This is a genomic window from Albidovulum aestuarii (assembly GCF_029961185.1).
GTDB lineage: Bacteria > Pseudomonadota > Alphaproteobacteria > Rhodobacterales > Rhodobacteraceae > Albidovulum > Albidovulum aestuarii.
Map to the genome: position 1 here is coordinate 1 of NZ_JASBQQ010000002.1, position 15,457 is coordinate 15,457.

A 15,457-nucleotide genomic window follows, 5' to 3' on the forward strand; every position below is an offset into this window, starting at 1 on the left:
GTCGGTCTGTTTCCGTTTCCCATAGAACACCTCCTGGTTCCTCAGTTGGTGCTCTCCACTTTTCTCGGGCAAGTCCAGGTTGCATTGAGCATCCTGTCGTCACAATGCAGCTACACCGGGCGCAGCTGGAACAGGCGGTGCATAGCCGCCAAGGCGTGAGGTGTGCAGATTGAGCCGGACCATCGCTTCGCTCAACGCCACTGCCGACACCACTCCGTCGATCACCGGCACCCCGTGTTTGGCTGAAAGCGACGCGGCGAAATCGGCCATGCCAGCGCAGCCGAGAACAATGGCTTCCGCCTTATCCTCGGCAATCGCGCGGGCGACCTCGGCGCTGATCCGTCCGCGTGCATCCGATCCCGGACTCTCCAGTTCCAGTACCGGCACATCAGATGCCCGCACGTTCGCGCAGCGCGCCGCGAGCCCATATCTCGTCAGGTTGTGTTGAAGTGCGGGCACCGAACGGGCAAGAGTCGTGACCACGGAGAACTTGTTCGAAAGCATCGAGGCCATGTGATAGGCCGCCTCGCCGATGCCGATCACCGGCCGGTCGGTCAGGCAGCGCGCGGCATCGAGGCCGGTATCGTCAAAGCAGGCAATGACCACGGCATCAAACCCATCGGTGGTTCGGATGATGTCGAGAAGGCCGGGAACGCACATTGCCTCGTCATAGTAGCCTTCGATGGCGGCGGGGCCTTCATTAGGGTTCACTGCAATGATCTCGGTCCCCGGCAGTGCGACACGCCGGGCGGCGGCACCGACCTTTTCGGTCATGTGCCGCGTGGTGTTCGGATTGATGACGAGTATGCGCATCATATTACCTATAGCTCGCCGCCGAGATAGGCGGCCTTGATCCGGTCGTCGGTCATCAGCTCCTTGCTTTTGCCCGAGAGCGCGATCGACCCAGTTGACAGGGCGTAGGCCCGGTTCGAGATCGACAGCGCCATACGGCTGTTCTGCTCGACCAGAAGCACGCTGACATTTTCGTCGCGGTTGATCGCGACGATGGCCCTCGCGATGTCCTGCACCAGCTTCGGCGCAATGCCGAGCGACGGTTCGTCCAAGAGCAGCAGGCGAGGTTTCGCCATCAGCGCGCGGCCGATCACCATCATCTGCTGCTCGCCGCCCGAGAGCGTGCCAGCCTGTTGGCCGTAACGTTCCTTGAGCCGGGGAAAGCGTTCCAGCACGCTGTCGAGCGTCTGCTGGATCTCGATCTTGTCGGTTCGGGTGAACGACCCCATCAGGAGGTTGTCCTTCACCGACATGTAGGGAAAGACCCTGCGCCCTTCGGGCACCATGGCGATGCCCATCCTGACGATATCGGCCGCCGGGGTCCCGTCGAGACGGGCGCCCATATAATGGATCTCGCCCGACTTGATCTTCCGCAGGCCGGTGATCGCCCTGAGGATCGACGACTTTCCGGCGCCGTTCGCACCGATCAGCGCGACTGTCTCGCCCTCGTTGACCTCGATCGACACGCCCTTCAACGCGTAGACGTGATCGTAGTAAAGCTCGACATCCTTGAAGTTCAGAATCTGGGTCATGGCCTACATCCCGATCGCGGCGTCTTCGCTGCCGAGATAGGCCTCGATGACTTTTTCGTTAGACTGGATCTCGGCGGGCGTCCCCTCGGCGATCTTCTCGCCGAAGTTGATCACCACGATCCGGTCGGAGATTTTCATGACCGCGGGCATGTCGTGTTCCACCAGAAGCACGGTCACACCCCGCTCGTCCCGAAGCCGGCGTACGAGCGAGACCATGCGCATGGTCTCGTCGTGGTTCATACCCGCGAAAGGTTCGTCGAGCAGCAGGACGGTCGGGTTGGTCGCCAGCCCGATCGCCATGCCGAGCGCGCGCAGATGACCTTGTGGCAGGTTCGAGGCGAGCTCGTCCCGGATTGCCTCCATGCCGAGAAACTCGATGATGTCGTCGGCCGAGGCACCGAACTCCGTCTCGTCGGCCCGCGCCTGCGCGGTGCCGAGGAAAAAGCCCAGAAGCGATGCCTTGGACCGCAGGTGATGCGCCACGATGATATTCTCGCGCACGGTCATCGAACGGAAAATCGTGGTTTCCTGGAAGGTTCGCACCACCCCCATCTGCGCCACCTTGTGCGGCGCGAGGTTCGATATTCGGTTCCCCCTGAACAGAACTTCGCCCGACGTAGTCTTGAGGAACGAGGCGATGAGCTTGAAGAGCGTCGATTTGCCAGCCCCGTTCGGTCCGATAACCGACAGTATCTCGCCTTCGGCGACGTCGAAGGAGATGTCGTTGTTCGCGGTGAGCCCGCCGAAGCGCTTGGTCACGCCCCTGACTTGCAGAATGGGGGTCATTTGCGGCCTCCCTTGCGTTCAAAGAGGCTCAGCACGCCGTTCGGCAGAACCAGCATCAGGATGATCAGGAGCGACGAGTAGATCAGCAGTTGGTAGCGCCCGGTGGTGAACAGAAGATCCCAGCCGAAGTACAGCATCAGCGTGCCGAGCATCGGACCGAAGACATAGCCCAGACCGCCGAGGAAGCAGTTCAGCATGAAGTTGACGCTGTCGGCGACCTGGAACGACGAGGGGTAGATGGATTGTGAGATCGCCACGAACATGGCCCCCGCGATGCCGCCGAAGAAGGACGAGATCGAATATGTCAGTACCCGGAGATAGGCGGTATTTACGCCGATCGAGGCCGACAGTTCCTCGTTCTGCTGAAGCGAGCGGCAGAGGTGGCCGAGTCGCGAGTTCACGATCCGGTAGAGCGCCGCGTAGCAGGCCACCATCAGGAAAACGGCGGCAAGGTAGAAGGCCAGCTTCGGGTTCTGCAGCGTCGCGAAATCCGGGATCAGGGTCAGGCCGAAGATCGACAGTTCCCCCGGCAGCGGGATCGAGGTGATGCCCTTGGCGCCATTCGTGACCGGCAGCGCCAGCGCCGAGAGCCGTCCGACCTCGGTCAGCACGAGCGTGACCATCGCGAAGTAGACGCCGCGCAGCCTCAGGATCGGCAGGCCGATCAGGACCGCCAGACCGGCGCAGAAGAGCCCCGCGAGAGGCAGCGTCACCCAGAAGTTAAAGCCCGCCTTGGTCACCAGGATAGCCGAGACATAGCCGCCGGCCAGCGCATAGGCGCCCTGCCCGATGTTGATCCGGCCAATGTAGAAGGTCAGCCAGACCCCGGCCGAGGCGATGGCAAGAAGCGCCACCGACGTCAGCGTATAGTAGAAATCCCACCGCCCGCTTGTGGCAATCAGCAGGGGCACGATCACGAAGACTGCGATCAGGAACGCCCCGACTCCGATTAGTCTGTTGGTGTTCATGTACTTAGCCCCAAGGCTTGCCCATCAGGCCCTGTGGCCGGATGGCGAGGAAGATCATCAGTGAGGCGAAGATCACGAGATATGTGATGTCGCCATAGGCAGCGAGAAGGGTGAGCCCGATGCTTTCCATCATGCCGAGGATGAACCCGCCGGCGATGGCGCCCGAGATGACGCCCGCTCCGCCGATCATGATCATCATAAAGGCCTTGATAGAGGTCGGGCCACCCATGCCGAGGTTGATGCCGGTAATCGTGACCAGAAGTCCGCCGACAAGCCCCGCGAGCATAGCGCCAAGCGCGAAACCGATCATCGAGTACCGCTTGACGTCGACACCCATCAATTCAGCGGCCATGCGATCCTGTGCCAGCGCGCGCATCGCCCGTCCGGCCTTGGTGTATTGCATGAAAAGAATGAAGCCTGCGATCATCGCGATGGCCAGCACCCCGATCAGGATGCGATCATAGGGCATGATGATACGGAAATCCCAGTTGAGGACGCCGTTCAAGATTTTCGGTACGCCGCGTTGCTTTTCCCCGAAGACCAGCAGGATGACCGCGTCGAGGAAAAACGCGATACCCGCCGCAAGCAGCATCGTTGATTCTTCGCGTTTCGATTTCTTGATCACGGGGGCGAAGAGAAACTTTTCGATCGCCGCACCAACTGCCGCGAGGATCGCCGCAGAGGCCAGAAGGCCAACGATGAACGGCAGACCGAATTGCGAGACGACTGTGTACGTGACGAAGCCGCCCAGCACATACATCTGTCCGTGCGCGAAATTCAGCACGTTCATCAGCGAGAAGATGAGCGTCAGCCCAAGCGCAATAAGAGCGTATTGGGCACCTAGATAGAGCCCATTGGCGATGATCTGTTCCATGATGTCCTCGGATAGAATGGGGTCCGGCGGGAGATTGAGGGCCGGACCCCATGTGAGACAGAGCTCAGTGGTCGTCAGTCAACCTGTGCCACGAACAGCGTCTCGAAAGCGCCGTCTTTGAACACGTTGACAACCAGAGGAACCGAAACCTGGCGTTTCTGCCCGAATGAGGTCGAGCCGACATAGCTCAGCTTGGCGTCGCCGACCATGTAGGGGTTCGGCGCCTCGAACGTATCCATGGCCTTCTTGAACTCCTCGACGTCGGTCATCGCGGCGGGGTTCGCCTTGATGGTTTCGAGAATGTACTCAAGAGCATAGACCTTGGTGTTCGACTCGTCGTTATATTCGCCGAACATCTTGGTGTAGCGGTCGACAAACTCGCGCATGGCGTCGGACGCGAGTTCCGGGGTCGAGGCGCCGCCCACCGAGATGAAGCCGTTGGCAAGCTCGCCCGCGCCTTCCTGCAGCACGGTCGCGTCCTGCGCGGTTTCGGTCGAGATCAGTCCCTCGTAACCCAGTTCGCGGGCCGAGCGGATCAGCTGCGGCGCGTTGGCGGGCGAGACGCCTGACAGGACAAGCAGGTCCGGCTGTGTCTGGATCACCGGCAGAAGGACCGGGGTGAAGTCCGTCGTATCGACCTGATAGGTCACGCTGTCCGACACGACCTCCATCCCCAGCGCCTTGGCGGCCTCGACACCACCGTCACGCTGCGACAGCGGGTCGGATTCGTTGGCCGCGACGAAGGCAACCTTCTTCACCCCGTTGTTTTCCATCAGGTATTTGTAGATCGCCGGGCCGGACTGATAGTTCGCCACCATGCCCAGTACGGCGTTCGAGGCCGGGGCCGTGTAAAGCTCCTTCGGGAAGGCATAGGGGAAGTACATGATTCCGTTCTGCTCGGCCACCGGGCGAACGGCCGCGGCGCCGTCATCGACGTTCGGTCCGACGACGTAATGGATGCCGTCCTGCGCCATCTTTTCCATGCCCGCGATCGCGCGCTTGGGATCTTTCTGGTCGTCGAAGGCGACGATCTCGATGTCGTACATCGTGCCGTCGATTTCGTAACCGCCAAGTTCGTTCAGCCAAGCCGCGCGGGTCTCCATGGAGCGCTGGTTGGAGATGCCCCATGCTGCGGCAGGGCCCGAGGTTACGCCGACAAAACCGATCTTCAGGACCGGGTTTTCGGCGTGCGCCATGCCAAGGAACGACAGGCTGGCGACGGCGGCAAGGGCCGTGGACTTGAGAAGGCTGCGTCTATTCATGTGATGTCTCCCTGGATGCAATTCAGTTCTTTTGTGGTGCTCCGCTGCACGAGAGCTTATGCGGTAACGTCATTCAGCATTATTGTTAACAATCGTGTCAACAAATATCTGGCAGCACTGTCAACAAACATATAGCCTTGTTGAGGACAAGGCTAACCTATATCTAATGGCAAAGCCCTATGGACGCCTGAAAAATCACCACCATGTCTCTACCCGGCCCAAACAAGGAACAGCTTTCGACCGCCGAAGAAGTGGCAGAGGAACAGATCGTCGACCGCATTTTCGAAGCGGTTATCGAGCAGCGTCTGCCAGCGGGAACGAAACTTTCTGAATCGGCGCTCTGCGAGGTCTTTGGGGTCGGTCGCATGCGCATCCGTCGCAGCCTTCTGCTTTTGGCCAGCCGTGAGGTCGTCGAACTGCAATCCAACCGGGGCGCATTCGTCGCGCGGCCAACCGCCGAGCAGGCCCGCGAGGTGTTCGAGGCCCGGCAGGCAATCGAACCCAACGTCGCCCGGATGGCGGCAAGACGCGCAACTGCCGAGGATATCGCGACACTCGCCCGTCACCTGGAGCTGGAATCGCAGGCCCATGAAAGTGGCAACCGCCGCGACGCGATCAGGCTGTCGGGCCAGTTCCACACGATGCTGGCACAGATCGCCGGAAACGGCGTTATGCTCAGGATGATCAAGGAACTGATCACCCGCACCTCTCTCATCATCGGGATTTACGGTGCGCCGGGTGTTACAAACTGCCGCGACGATGATCACGCTGAGCTGATCGATGCCATGCGCCAGCACGACCCGGTACGCGCATCCGAGATCATGGCAGAGCACTTGCGCCATATCGAAGAGCGGGTCGATCTGACGGCCAAACCCGGTGCTGGTGTCGATCTTGTCTCGGTGTTTGGTCGACGCGACAGGTAGCGCGAGCGACACGGCGATGGAGCACGTCTGTGAGCAATGTCAGACAGATCTTTCGCGGGCTTAGAAGGTATTGATCTGAGACCCCTCAGCGTTCCGGTCGCATATCGGTACTTCGCTCTGCGACCATCGGCGCTGCGGCCGAGAAGTCGGAGGCCGTTCGAATTGGACTGCCCTGACCAGTCTTTCGATGCCAAAAATCGCTCGAAGACGTCGCCGTTGTCCGCGCCCTAGAAATGCTGCGCACTCGATCAACGTCCGCCTCTACCGACCGCACAGCGGCACCATGGCGGTCAATGGAACGGTCGCTCTGGGCCGAACCTGAAACGCTCGCACGGGGTGCGCCTGACGGCGCACCCTGTTTGATCGCCCCACAGCTCAGAAAAAGCCGAGCTTGTTCGGGTTGTAGCTGACCAGCATGTTCTTGGTCTGCTGGTAGTGGTCGAGCATCATCTTATGCGTCTCGCGCCCGATGCCGGACTGCTTGTAGCCGCCAAAGGCCGCGTGTGCTGGGTAGGCGTGGTAGTTATTGACCCAGACACGCCCCGCTTCGATCGCTCGACCGAAGCGATAGGCCCGGGTCCCGTCGCGGGTCCAGACACCGGCGCCGAGGCCGTACATTGTGTCGTTGGCGATGGCGAGCGCCTCCGCCTCGTCCTTGAATGTGGTGACCGAGACAACCGGCCCGAAGATCTCTTCCTGGAAAACCCGCATCTTGTTGTGGCCCTTCAGAATGGTCGGCTGGATGTAGAAGCCATTCGACAGATCGCCGTTGAAGCGTGCGGCATCACCGCCGACGAGGACTTCCGCACCTTCTTCGCGGCCGATCGTCAGGTAGGACATGATCTTGTCCTGCTGTTCCCGGCTCGCCTGCGCACCGACCATGGTTTCCATCAGGCGTGGATCGCCCTGCTTGATTGCCCGGACGCGGTCGATGGCGCGTTCGATGAAGGCCTCGTAAATGTCTTCCTGGATCAGCGCACGGCTCGGACAGGTGCAAACCTCGCCCTGGTTGAAGGCGAAAAGCACGAAACCTTCGACCGCCTTGTCGAGAAAGGCGTCATCCTGGGTCATCACATCCGAAAAGAAGATGTTCGGTGACTTGCCACCCAGTTCCAGAGTGACGGGGATCAGGTTCGCGGTGGCGGCTTCCATGATCTTGCGCCCGGTCGCGGTCGAACCGGTGAACGCGATCTTTGCGATGCGCGGGCTGCGGGCAAGCGGGGCGCCGACCTCGGCACCGATGCCGTTGACGATGTTCAGGACGCCTGCCGGCAGAAGGTCGGCGATCAGTTCGACCAGAACCATGATCGCTGCCGGGGTCTGTTCGGCCGGTTTCAGAACGATGCAGTTGCCCGCGGCCAGCGCCGGGGCCAGTTTCCATGCTGCCATCAGGATCGAGAAGTTCCACGGAATGATCTGGCCAACGACGCCGAGCGGTTCGTGGAAGTGATAGGCCACCGTATCGTGGTCGATTTCCGACATCGTGCCTTCCTGGCTGCGCAGGACGCCCGCGAAATAGCGGAAATGGTCGACCGACAGCGGAATGTCGGCATTCACTGTTTCGCGGATCGGCTTGCCGTTGTCCCAGGTCTCGGCGGTCGCGATCAGTTCGAGGTTCTCCTCGATCCGGTCGGCGATCTTGAGAAGGATGTTCGAACGTTCGGCGGCTGACGTCCTGCCCCAACCCTCCTTGGCGGCATGCGCGGCGTCCAGCGCCAGTTCGATATCCTCAGCCGATGATCGCGCGATCTCGCAGACCTTTGCACCGGTGATCGGGGTGATGTTGTCAAAGTACTGCCCCTTCACGGGCGGAACGAATTTACCACCGATGAAGTTGTCGTAACGAGTCTTGAATGGCGACCGGAACTGGCCGGCGGTTTGGGTCATCTCGTTCATGTTATCTCCTCCTTGAACCGGGTCCTCGGCCCGGATGGAGAAGGTATTGTGGATCGGAAATGCGCTGTCAGTCGGGGGGCATGAGCGGGCATACTGCTTTTGTCTCAGATTTGAGACAGGTGGTCGGATCAATCCACGACGCCAAGCCGTTTCATGCGACGGTAGAGCGTCGCGCGGCCAACGCCGAGTGCGCGCGCAGCCTCCGAGACATTACCGTCGGCGCGCGCAAGTGCGCGCATCACCGCCGCACGTTCGGCCTTTTCAAAACCCGAGGGGCCGTCGTCGGGGCCAAGGAGATCCGAGGCCGGACGCGGCCGAAGACCGCCCTGCGCTTCCAATCCGAAAACGCGGCGTGCGCCCCGCGTCGCGCCGATAACCAGATCGTCACTGTCCAGCGCCAGCAAGACGGCAGCATCGGTGTCCCCGCCGTCGGCAACCACGATCCGCGCCTTAGGGAATGACGCCCGGAAATAGTCGGCTTCGATTGCGCGCGCGGTCTGGGTCACCATCGCGCCGATAAGCCGGTTATAGGCTGCCGTCTGATCGGCCCGCGCCGACGAAACATCGAGTGCAGCCAGAAGCCTTCCGTCATCGCCGAAGATCGGTGCGTCCATGCAACTCATACCGATGTTCCGGGCGAGGAAATGCTCGTCGCGATGGATGGTGATCTGACGTTTCTCGGTCAGGCAGGTGCCAATCCCGTTCGTACCTTCGCTGGCTTCGCTCCAGTCAGCGCCAAGCGCAAGTCCCCAGTCTTCGAAGACCGTGGAATCCGATTCTGTGCAGCGCTGGTCCAGCACGATCCCGCTTTCGTCGGTAAGGAGCACGGCGCAGCCAGAATTGCCGACGAGCCCAAAAAGTTGATCGAGCTTGGGCGCGGCGACCTGCAAGAACCGATCAAGCTTGTCGCGGCGCTCATCCAGTTCCGTCTCGCCAAGTCGGCGCGCCGATTGGGACCGCGCCGGGTCCAGTTGATGATGCTCCATCGACCGACGCCAGGACGCCGCAAGCCCCGACCGCGCCGCTGCTGAGCCGGACGTTACGGCGTTGACCACGGCGTCGATATGTTGCCTTGTTTTCGAGATCTCCGGCCACCTCCGACTTAACGCTAGCGCGTCAATGTTCTTCTGGCAATTTCAGCACTGCGAAAACTTTTAATCTGCCAACATGTCTGGGACACCATGCGCACGCGGACTATTCCAATGTTGCTGGTCCGGTGACCGCTTAGAATGACGTGCCGCGTAGCGGCATGGCCGAAGCTTGGTCAATGGCAGGAATGGGTCGTTCACCGCCCTGTCCGCTGGGGGCGGGAAGAAACCATTTGCTGCAGTGGGTCTAAAAGCCCGCTCCTCTAGGAGGCAAAACGACCAAACCGGCCGATGATCAATCGCGAACTTGAGTACGCGCGCGCACAATTAAATCATCACTGGTCAACCGATGCCGACAAAGTATTTGTCGGGGCAGAAGCGGGCAGTTCTACATAGACCGAAGCGCAGTTTCATGGGTCACCGCTCAAACGATGCTCAGGTTTCGCGCCTTTGCAGCCGCCTCACCGCGTGACGCCACTTCGAGTTTTGCGAGGATGGCCGACACATGGTGATCCACCGTCTTGGGTGACACGAAGAGCCGGTCTGCGATTTCGGAGTTGGACAGGCCGTCGTTCAGTGCCCGCAGGACATCGAGTTGCCGGTTCGTCAGGCCAAGGGGATTCTTGAGCGTCGAGGCGCGTGGTCCCATTTGCGGACTTGCAATGCCGTCGCGTCGCATCTTCGCTTTCAGACACTCGATAGTTCCGCTGGCGCCAAGGCGCGTCAGGATCGCGATGGCACGCCTTTGCGCGGCCTCGTCGCCCTGTGCAAGCACCATTGCCTCATCGAAGGGTGCTCCCAGCGACGCCCAGGCCTCGGCGGCTCCCTGGTGGTCGCCCCTGATCTCCAATTGGTAGGGCAGAGAAAGTTCAGGCGTAACGTCGATGGCGGTTGCGGGATCCAAGCGCTTTAGCCAGATGGCTGCATCCGGCACCAACGCCACGTTCTCCGCGCGATCGAGGACCTTTCGAAGCGCCGCAATTGCCAATTCGGGGTCCTCGTGCCTGTGCCAGGACAGTTCGGCGAGGATCGCCGCGTGCACATGCAGTCGCTGCAACTCATCGGCGCCAGTCATGAAGTCAGACAAGAACCGGCTCACATGAGACGGGACAGGTTCGCCCTTGCGGATGGAAATCCATGTCAGTGCGCAGGCCGCGGGGAAGGCCCAGCTCGCCGTGGCGACCTCCAGGCCTTCGTCATCGGGCAACTCTTGCGAGAGATGGGTTTCCGTCAGTCTCGCAGCGTCCTGCCAGCGACCAATGCGCAGCAGCACCCAGGCGAGCGAGCCGGACTGGTATCTTCTGTATCCGTCCAGTTCATGCTCGACGGAATAGGCGATCCCCGCAGTCGCAGCTTCCTCGGCCCTCACGAAGTCAAGTTGCTCCATTTCGTAGTATATCGTGTTGGTATAGCCGCGCGCGACATTGTCGACGTCCTCAAGTCGCAGCGCGATGTCGATGCTTTCGCGCAGCATCTCGCGACCTTGATCCGGGTCGGAGATCGCCAGCGACTGACCGAGATTGTTGAGCGCGTGGGATTCAATATCCGGGCGATCGAATTCGCGGGCGATGACGATTGCTTCGCGTGCGGGAGGTCCCACGATAGCGAACGTCCTGTTGAGCATCGCCAGTTGCGCCTGGGTGGACAGGGCCATCGCCAGTTCAGGGCCGCGATGCTGTGCAAGGACGCGTACGGCCGTGTCTGCCAGTTCGCGGGCCCGTGCAATCTTTGTCGCCAGCCAATGAAATCGCGACAGTCGTCGGTAGCTATCGCCCTCTCTGAGCGTGTCCCCGGCGGCGTGGTAGATGTGCAGCGCCTCTGATTGCAAGGCTATTGACCGTGGGGCATTTCCAACCAGGTAGTGGGCCCAGGCCGCGCGTTCCAAGAGCGCCGCCCGCTCCACAGGCGCACGTGTTTCCTCGTGCTCAATTGCCAGTTCGAAATATTCCGCCGCCTCCCGCATGGCACCCATCTTTACAGCCTCTTGTGCCGCGATAGGGGCCAGACCGCGCAGTGTCGCCTCGTCGCCGACTTGTTTTGCATGATGGAGCCGACGCGCGGCATGAACCGAGCCGCCTGCTTCCAGCAGGGAAAGACAAGTCAGGTGCAGTTGTCGACGCATCGTCGGTGACAGCGAAGCCTCGACCGCAAGTCGCGCGATTTCGTGTCGAAATGCCAGAAATTCGCCGTCTGCCTCGAGGATACCGCCGAGGACGCATTCCTCTGCGACGGTTTCGAAGTTCTCACCCGCTATTCTGGAAAGCATGGAGATCTCAGCCCGGCGGGGAAAGATCGACGCTGCCGCGACCAGCTTGCGCGCCGCCGCCCCAAGCACATCGAGACGTGCCAGCACCGCGTCCTCCAGACTCCGCGGCACTGGCGCAAGGCCGGATTTCAGAATTTCACTGACGTAAAATGCATTGCCGTTCGATACGCGGAAGATGGCATCGGCGTCGATACCGGATCCCTGCGAGAGCGCCGCAACTGCCGACCGGGACAGAGGCTTAACGTCGATGCGCGTCAGGTGATCTGGGCTGACGCCAGACAGCATGTGCCGCACATTCGCACGCCCGCGGCCATCATTGCGTGCCGTGACCAATAGGAGCAACCGTCTCCGCTCCATCCGTCGGGCCAGGAATTTCAGGAAATCAATGGTTGCGGCATCTGCCCAATGCAAGTCCTCGACGACAATCAGCGTGGTTGTCGTCGCCGCGTCTAAGGAGGTCAGAACATCAGAAAACGCCGCTATCCGACTTCCCGCTTCACTAAGATCGGCAGTCAGTCGCCAACCCGCTTCGCGCGCGAGGTCTCTTAACGGTCCAAGCGGTTCCGCGATGGCGAGATCCTCGCACGAGCCGCGCAAGATAGTCAGGTCTGTGCCAAGGCTGTCAAGGAAAGCTCTCAACAACGTCGTTTTGCCGATCCCAGCTTCACCCTGTACGACAACGCAACGGCCCTCGCCCCCGCAGGCGCGGTCAAACCCGTCGCGCAGCACTTCCAGTGATTCTTCGCGTTCCTGCAACTGCATGCGCCGACGCTCCCCTAATGCGAAGATAACCGTCTGCACCGAGACATGGGGAAAAAAATAGGGATGGTCCCGAGCGCAAAATGGGGAATCCCTCCGACGCGGGATCCTCCGGGTTTTGCGACAGTGAGAGTACGGAACGACGACACCTGGAGCAGAACAAAGAGACGACGAAACGCTCTGCCCGCTCTGCACAGGAAACTGCTCACCTAGCAACCCGCTAAGCCTGGAGACAAAAATGTTTAAGAAAATCGCTCAAACGCTAAAAAACGAGAAGACATCCACCCGCCGGCCCCGCAAGGGACGTCTCTACATGGACGAGCTTTCAGATTACCTGCTCCGTGACATCGGTTTCCGTCGGTGACGACCGCAATTGCAGGGAGGGTGAAGCCACCGACGGCCCTTTGTGGCTTCACCAGCCGATTTCGGCGTCGCGAATCCGGATGTGTCGGCGGTGCCTAAGTCGGAACGATTCTTCGAGCAAAGTTATCGGAGTAGTGTCACACTTAGATGCAGGTTCGAGCTGCATCAAATGAGGTCCACATGGCCAATGGCCCGACAAGATCGACAAAAGTGACGTCGAGCCACTGGGGTGCGTTTGAGGTGGAGGTCGAGGGTGACCGGATCGTTGCGACCTACCCATTTGCCGCGGATCCCAACCCATCGCACATTCCGGATATCCTCGCCGCCGCTGTTCACCACCCACGCCGGGTGACCCGCCCGTCGGTCAGACGTGGCTGGCTGGAAAAGCGAGAACGGAACGGGCGCGGAAGCGACAGTTTCGTTGCACTGCCTTGGGATGAGGCACTCGATATCGCTGCCGCCGAAATCGACAGAATTCGCCGTGATCACGGCAACGAAGCGATCTTCGGCGGATCATACGGCTGGGGTTCGGCCGGGCGCTTTCACCATGCGCAAAGCCAGGTGCACCGCTTTCTCAACAGTATCGGAGGCTATGTCGCCTCATTTGGCAGCTATTCGACCGGATGTGCGCAGTCGATCATGCCACACGTCTTCGGCATCAATTTCCTCGAACTGCTCTATGAACATCAGGATGGCTGGCAAACGATCCACGACCACACTGAAACGCTGGTGATGTTTGGCGGGATCAACCCGAAGAATTCTCAGGTCAGCATGGGGGGGATCACCGAACACGAGACAGCAGGATGGTTTGAGCGCTTCGCCACAAAGGGAATGCGTCGCATCAATATCGGCCCGCAACGCGGCGACGCCCCGGAGGGGTGCGAGTGGGTCGCCGTCCGGCCTGCATCGGATACCGCCCTGATGCTGGCAATTGCCTATGTGCTGGAAAGTGACGGGCTGACCGACCGCGCATTTCTTGACCGTTACACCACCGGGTTTGCGCGTTTCCGCCCCTATCTGATGGGCGATGCCGATGGCCAACCCAAAAGCCCCGAATGGGCGGAGGCGCTGTGCGGCGTCTCGTCCGAGACGATCCGCGCTCTTGCGCGGCGGATGGCCACGACCCGAACGCTGATCACCGTGGCATGGTCACTCCAGCGCGGCGAGCACGGCGAACAACCCTATTGGATGTCGGCCGTTCTCGCGGCGATGCTTGGCCAGATCGGGTTGCCCGGAGGCGGGGTGGGATACGGATATGGCGCCATCGGCGGGGTCGGCAAATCGCTGATCGGTATGCGCGGCATGACCTTCCCGCAACTAACCAACCCAGTCAAAAAGGTCATTCCGGTGGCTCGGATCGGCGACATGCTGCGGCACCCGGGCGAAGACTACGATTTCAACGGAAAACGCGAACCCTATCCCGATATTCGCCTGATCTACTGGGCCGGCGGTAACCCGTATCATCACCATCAAGATTTGAACGCGCTACACGAGGCTTGGCAACGCCCCGATACGGTCATTGTGAACGAGCCCTGGTGGACGGCGACGGCCAAGCGCGCAGACATCGTCTTTCCCGCGACAACTCCTTATGAACGCGAGGACATCGGTCGCTCAAACCTCGACGACTATCTCTTCCACATGCCGCAGCTGATCCCACCGGTTGGCGAGGCTCGGGACGACTACGAGATATTTGCTGACCTTGCCGGACGTCTCGGGACGCGAGAGACTTTTACTGAGGGAAGAAGTGCGAGTGCGTGGATTGCGCAGCTCTACAGTGAGTTCAAAAACCTCGCGGACGCCCAGGACATCAATGTGCCAAGCCTTGAGGAATTGAGGGCACTCAACTGGGTTCGTCTTCCCATCCAGGCAGAGGGGCCCAGCCGCACACTCTTCGCGCCTTTCCGTGACGATCCGGAATCCGCGCCGCTTGGCACACCATCCGGAAGGATCGAAATCTTTTCCGAGACGATTGCCGGGTTCGGCTATGATGATTGCCCCGGGCATCCGGTCTGGCTGCCGCCTTCGGAATGGCTTGGCACGGCGGACATGGCTACACCTCTTCACCTGGTCTCACCACAGCCCGGCGACAAGCTTCACAGTCAGCTTGAATGCGCACTCGCCGATCGTGAGGGCGCGCGACCCGCGACGATACTCATCCACCCCGACGATGCCGATCCGCGCGGGATCAGAACCCATGATCTTGTTCGAGTATTCAATGCCCGCGGGGCATGCCGGGCGCGGGCATTGGTTACTCACGAAATCCGTCCGAACGTGGTCGCCCTGCCGACCGGCGCCTGGTATGGCGATCCCTCGGACAACATCGATCCCCATGGCAATCCGAACGTTTTGACAAAGGACGTGGGTACGTCGCGGCTAGGACAGGGATGCAGCGCCCACACGGCTCTGGTTAATGTGATCAGAATGAACGTGTGAACATGGGTGGTTGGCTTGCCCCGGCTCAGCGCAAAAAATAGTCTATATATTGCAAGTTATTCAACTTAGGTGGCATTTCACGGGCATGAGTGGAGCAGAATTAGGCCAGTCTGATTTTGGCTTGCCGAGCCGAATTGCGGACGTTTCTAAGGCCAGACGCCAACGACGGCTAAGGGCCACCAGCGGACATGTCGGCCACCGGCCCGTTCCTGACGGTCGATAGATAGCGTCGCGCTGCATTTCAGCTTCCCCAGACCGGACGCAGACGCCCGGTGCAGCATCAGCCGATCGCGAC

At 60.6% G+C, this 15,457-nt stretch carries 12 protein-coding genes; 3 read left to right on the plus strand and 9 right to left on the minus strand.

Translation table 11 applies throughout. The annotated features are described in order from the left end of the window. Nucleotides 1-99: 99 nt before the first annotated feature. The 6 genes from QKW60_RS04640 to QKW60_RS04665 form a co-directional block, all read right to left on the minus strand. Nucleotides 100-813 carry an aspartate/glutamate racemase family protein gene (locus QKW60_RS04640; RefSeq protein ID WP_282366880.1) on the minus strand — a complete coding sequence of 238 codons (714 nt, stop codon included), beginning with the start codon at nt 811-813 and terminating at the stop codon, nt 100-102. Between the two features lie 8 nt (nt 814-821). Then, nucleotides 822-1,544 carry an ABC transporter ATP-binding protein gene (locus QKW60_RS04645; protein ID WP_282366881.1) on the minus strand — a complete coding sequence of 241 codons (723 nt, stop codon included), beginning with the start codon at nt 1,542-1,544 and terminating at the stop codon, nt 822-824. A gap of 3 nt (nt 1,545-1,547) precedes the next feature. After that, nucleotides 1,548-2,330, minus strand: coding sequence for an ABC transporter ATP-binding protein (locus QKW60_RS04650; protein WP_282366882.1), 783 nt, complete (start codon nt 2,328-2,330; stop codon nt 1,548-1,550). Next, nucleotides 2,327-3,298: a branched-chain amino acid ABC transporter permease gene (locus QKW60_RS04655; protein ID WP_282366884.1), complete on the minus strand. Its 972-nt coding sequence runs from the start codon at nt 3,296-3,298 to the stop codon at nt 2,327-2,329. The genes QKW60_RS04650 and QKW60_RS04655 overlap by 4 nt, the downstream gene beginning before the upstream one ends. Nucleotides 3,299-3,302: 4 nt before the next feature. After that, a complete protein-coding gene (locus tag QKW60_RS04660) occupies nt 3,303-4,172 on the minus strand; it encodes a branched-chain amino acid ABC transporter permease (RefSeq protein ID WP_282366886.1) in 870 nt (289 codons plus the stop codon). Nucleotides 4,173-4,246: 74 nt separating this feature from the next. Then, entirely contained in the window at nt 4,247-5,434 is a 1,188-nt protein-coding gene (locus QKW60_RS04665; RefSeq protein WP_282366887.1) for an ABC transporter substrate-binding protein, read from the minus strand. A 203-nt stretch (nt 5,435-5,637) separates the two neighbouring features. Here QKW60_RS04665 and QKW60_RS04670 point away from each other — a divergent pair, with 203 nt between their 5' ends. Next, complete coding sequence (locus QKW60_RS04670; RefSeq protein WP_282366888.1) at nt 5,638-6,357, plus strand: GntR family transcriptional regulator; 720 nt, start codon at nt 5,638-5,640, stop codon at nt 6,355-6,357. 375 nt (nt 6,358-6,732) lie between these two features. Here QKW60_RS04670 and adh read toward each other — a convergent pair whose 3' ends face one another. The 3 genes from adh to QKW60_RS04685 form a co-directional block, all read right to left on the minus strand. After that, nucleotides 6,733-8,253 (minus strand): aldehyde dehydrogenase, encoded by a 1,521-nt coding sequence (adh, locus tag QKW60_RS04675; RefSeq protein WP_282366889.1) that lies wholly within the window; start codon nt 8,251-8,253, stop codon nt 6,733-6,735. A 128-nt stretch (nt 8,254-8,381) separates the two neighbouring features. Further along, nucleotides 8,382-9,239 carry a helix-turn-helix domain-containing protein gene (locus QKW60_RS04680; protein ID WP_282366890.1) on the minus strand — a complete coding sequence of 286 codons (858 nt, stop codon included), beginning with the start codon at nt 9,237-9,239 and terminating at the stop codon, nt 8,382-8,384. Nucleotides 9,240-9,765: 526 nt separating this feature from the next. After that, nucleotides 9,766-12,561, minus strand: a complete 2,796-nt coding sequence (locus tag QKW60_RS04685; RefSeq protein WP_282366891.1) for a helix-turn-helix transcriptional regulator — start codon at nt 12,559-12,561, stop codon at nt 9,766-9,768. A gap of 43 nt (nt 12,562-12,604) precedes the next feature. On the opposite strand from QKW60_RS04685, the gene QKW60_RS04690 reads away from it, so the two are divergent. Both QKW60_RS04690 and QKW60_RS04695 read left to right on the plus strand, forming a co-directional pair. Beyond that, nucleotides 12,605-12,730: a hypothetical protein gene (locus QKW60_RS04690; RefSeq protein WP_282366892.1), complete on the plus strand. Its 126-nt coding sequence runs from the start codon at nt 12,605-12,607 to the stop codon at nt 12,728-12,730. 179 nt (nt 12,731-12,909) lie between these two features. Further along, nucleotides 12,910-15,162: a molybdopterin-dependent oxidoreductase gene (locus QKW60_RS04695; RefSeq protein WP_282366893.1), complete on the plus strand. Its 2,253-nt coding sequence runs from the start codon at nt 12,910-12,912 to the stop codon at nt 15,160-15,162. The last annotated feature ends 295 nt before the right edge of the window (nt 15,163-15,457 follow it).

Bases quoted from the DNA above. Each gene is read 5' to 3' on its own strand.
- QKW60_RS04650 (WP_282366882.1), bottom strand. From the start codon at position 2,330: ATGACCCCCATTCTGCAAGTCAGGGGCGTGACCAAGCGCTTCGGCGGG.
- QKW60_RS04645 (WP_282366881.1), bottom strand. From the start codon at position 1,544: ATGACCCAGATTCTGAACTTCAAGGATGTCGAGCTTTACTACGATCAC.
- QKW60_RS04640 (WP_282366880.1), bottom strand. From the start codon at position 813: ATGCGCATACTCGTCATCAATCCGAACACCACGCGGCACATGACCGAA.
- QKW60_RS04690 (WP_282366892.1), top strand. From the start codon at position 12,605: ATGTTTAAGAAAATCGCTCAAACGCTAAAAAACGAGAAGACATCCACC.
- QKW60_RS04695 (WP_282366893.1), top strand. From the start codon at position 12,910: ATGGCCAATGGCCCGACAAGATCGACAAAAGTGACGTCGAGCCACTGG.
- adh (WP_282366889.1), bottom strand. From the start codon at position 8,253: ATGAACGAGATGACCCAAACCGCCGGCCAGTTCCGGTCGCCATTCAAG.
- QKW60_RS04665 (WP_282366887.1), bottom strand. From the start codon at position 5,434: ATGAATAGACGCAGCCTTCTCAAGTCCACGGCCCTTGCCGCCGTCGCC.
- QKW60_RS04680 (WP_282366890.1), bottom strand. From the start codon at position 9,239: ATGGAGCATCATCAACTGGACCCGGCGCGGTCCCAATCGGCGCGCCGA.
- QKW60_RS04660 (WP_282366886.1), bottom strand. From the start codon at position 4,172: ATGGAACAGATCATCGCCAATGGGCTCTATCTAGGTGCCCAATACGCT.
- QKW60_RS04670 (WP_282366888.1), top strand. From the start codon at position 5,638: ATGTCTCTACCCGGCCCAAACAAGGAACAGCTTTCGACCGCCGAAGAA.
- QKW60_RS04655 (WP_282366884.1), bottom strand. From the start codon at position 3,298: ATGAACACCAACAGACTAATCGGAGTCGGGGCGTTCCTGATCGCAGTC.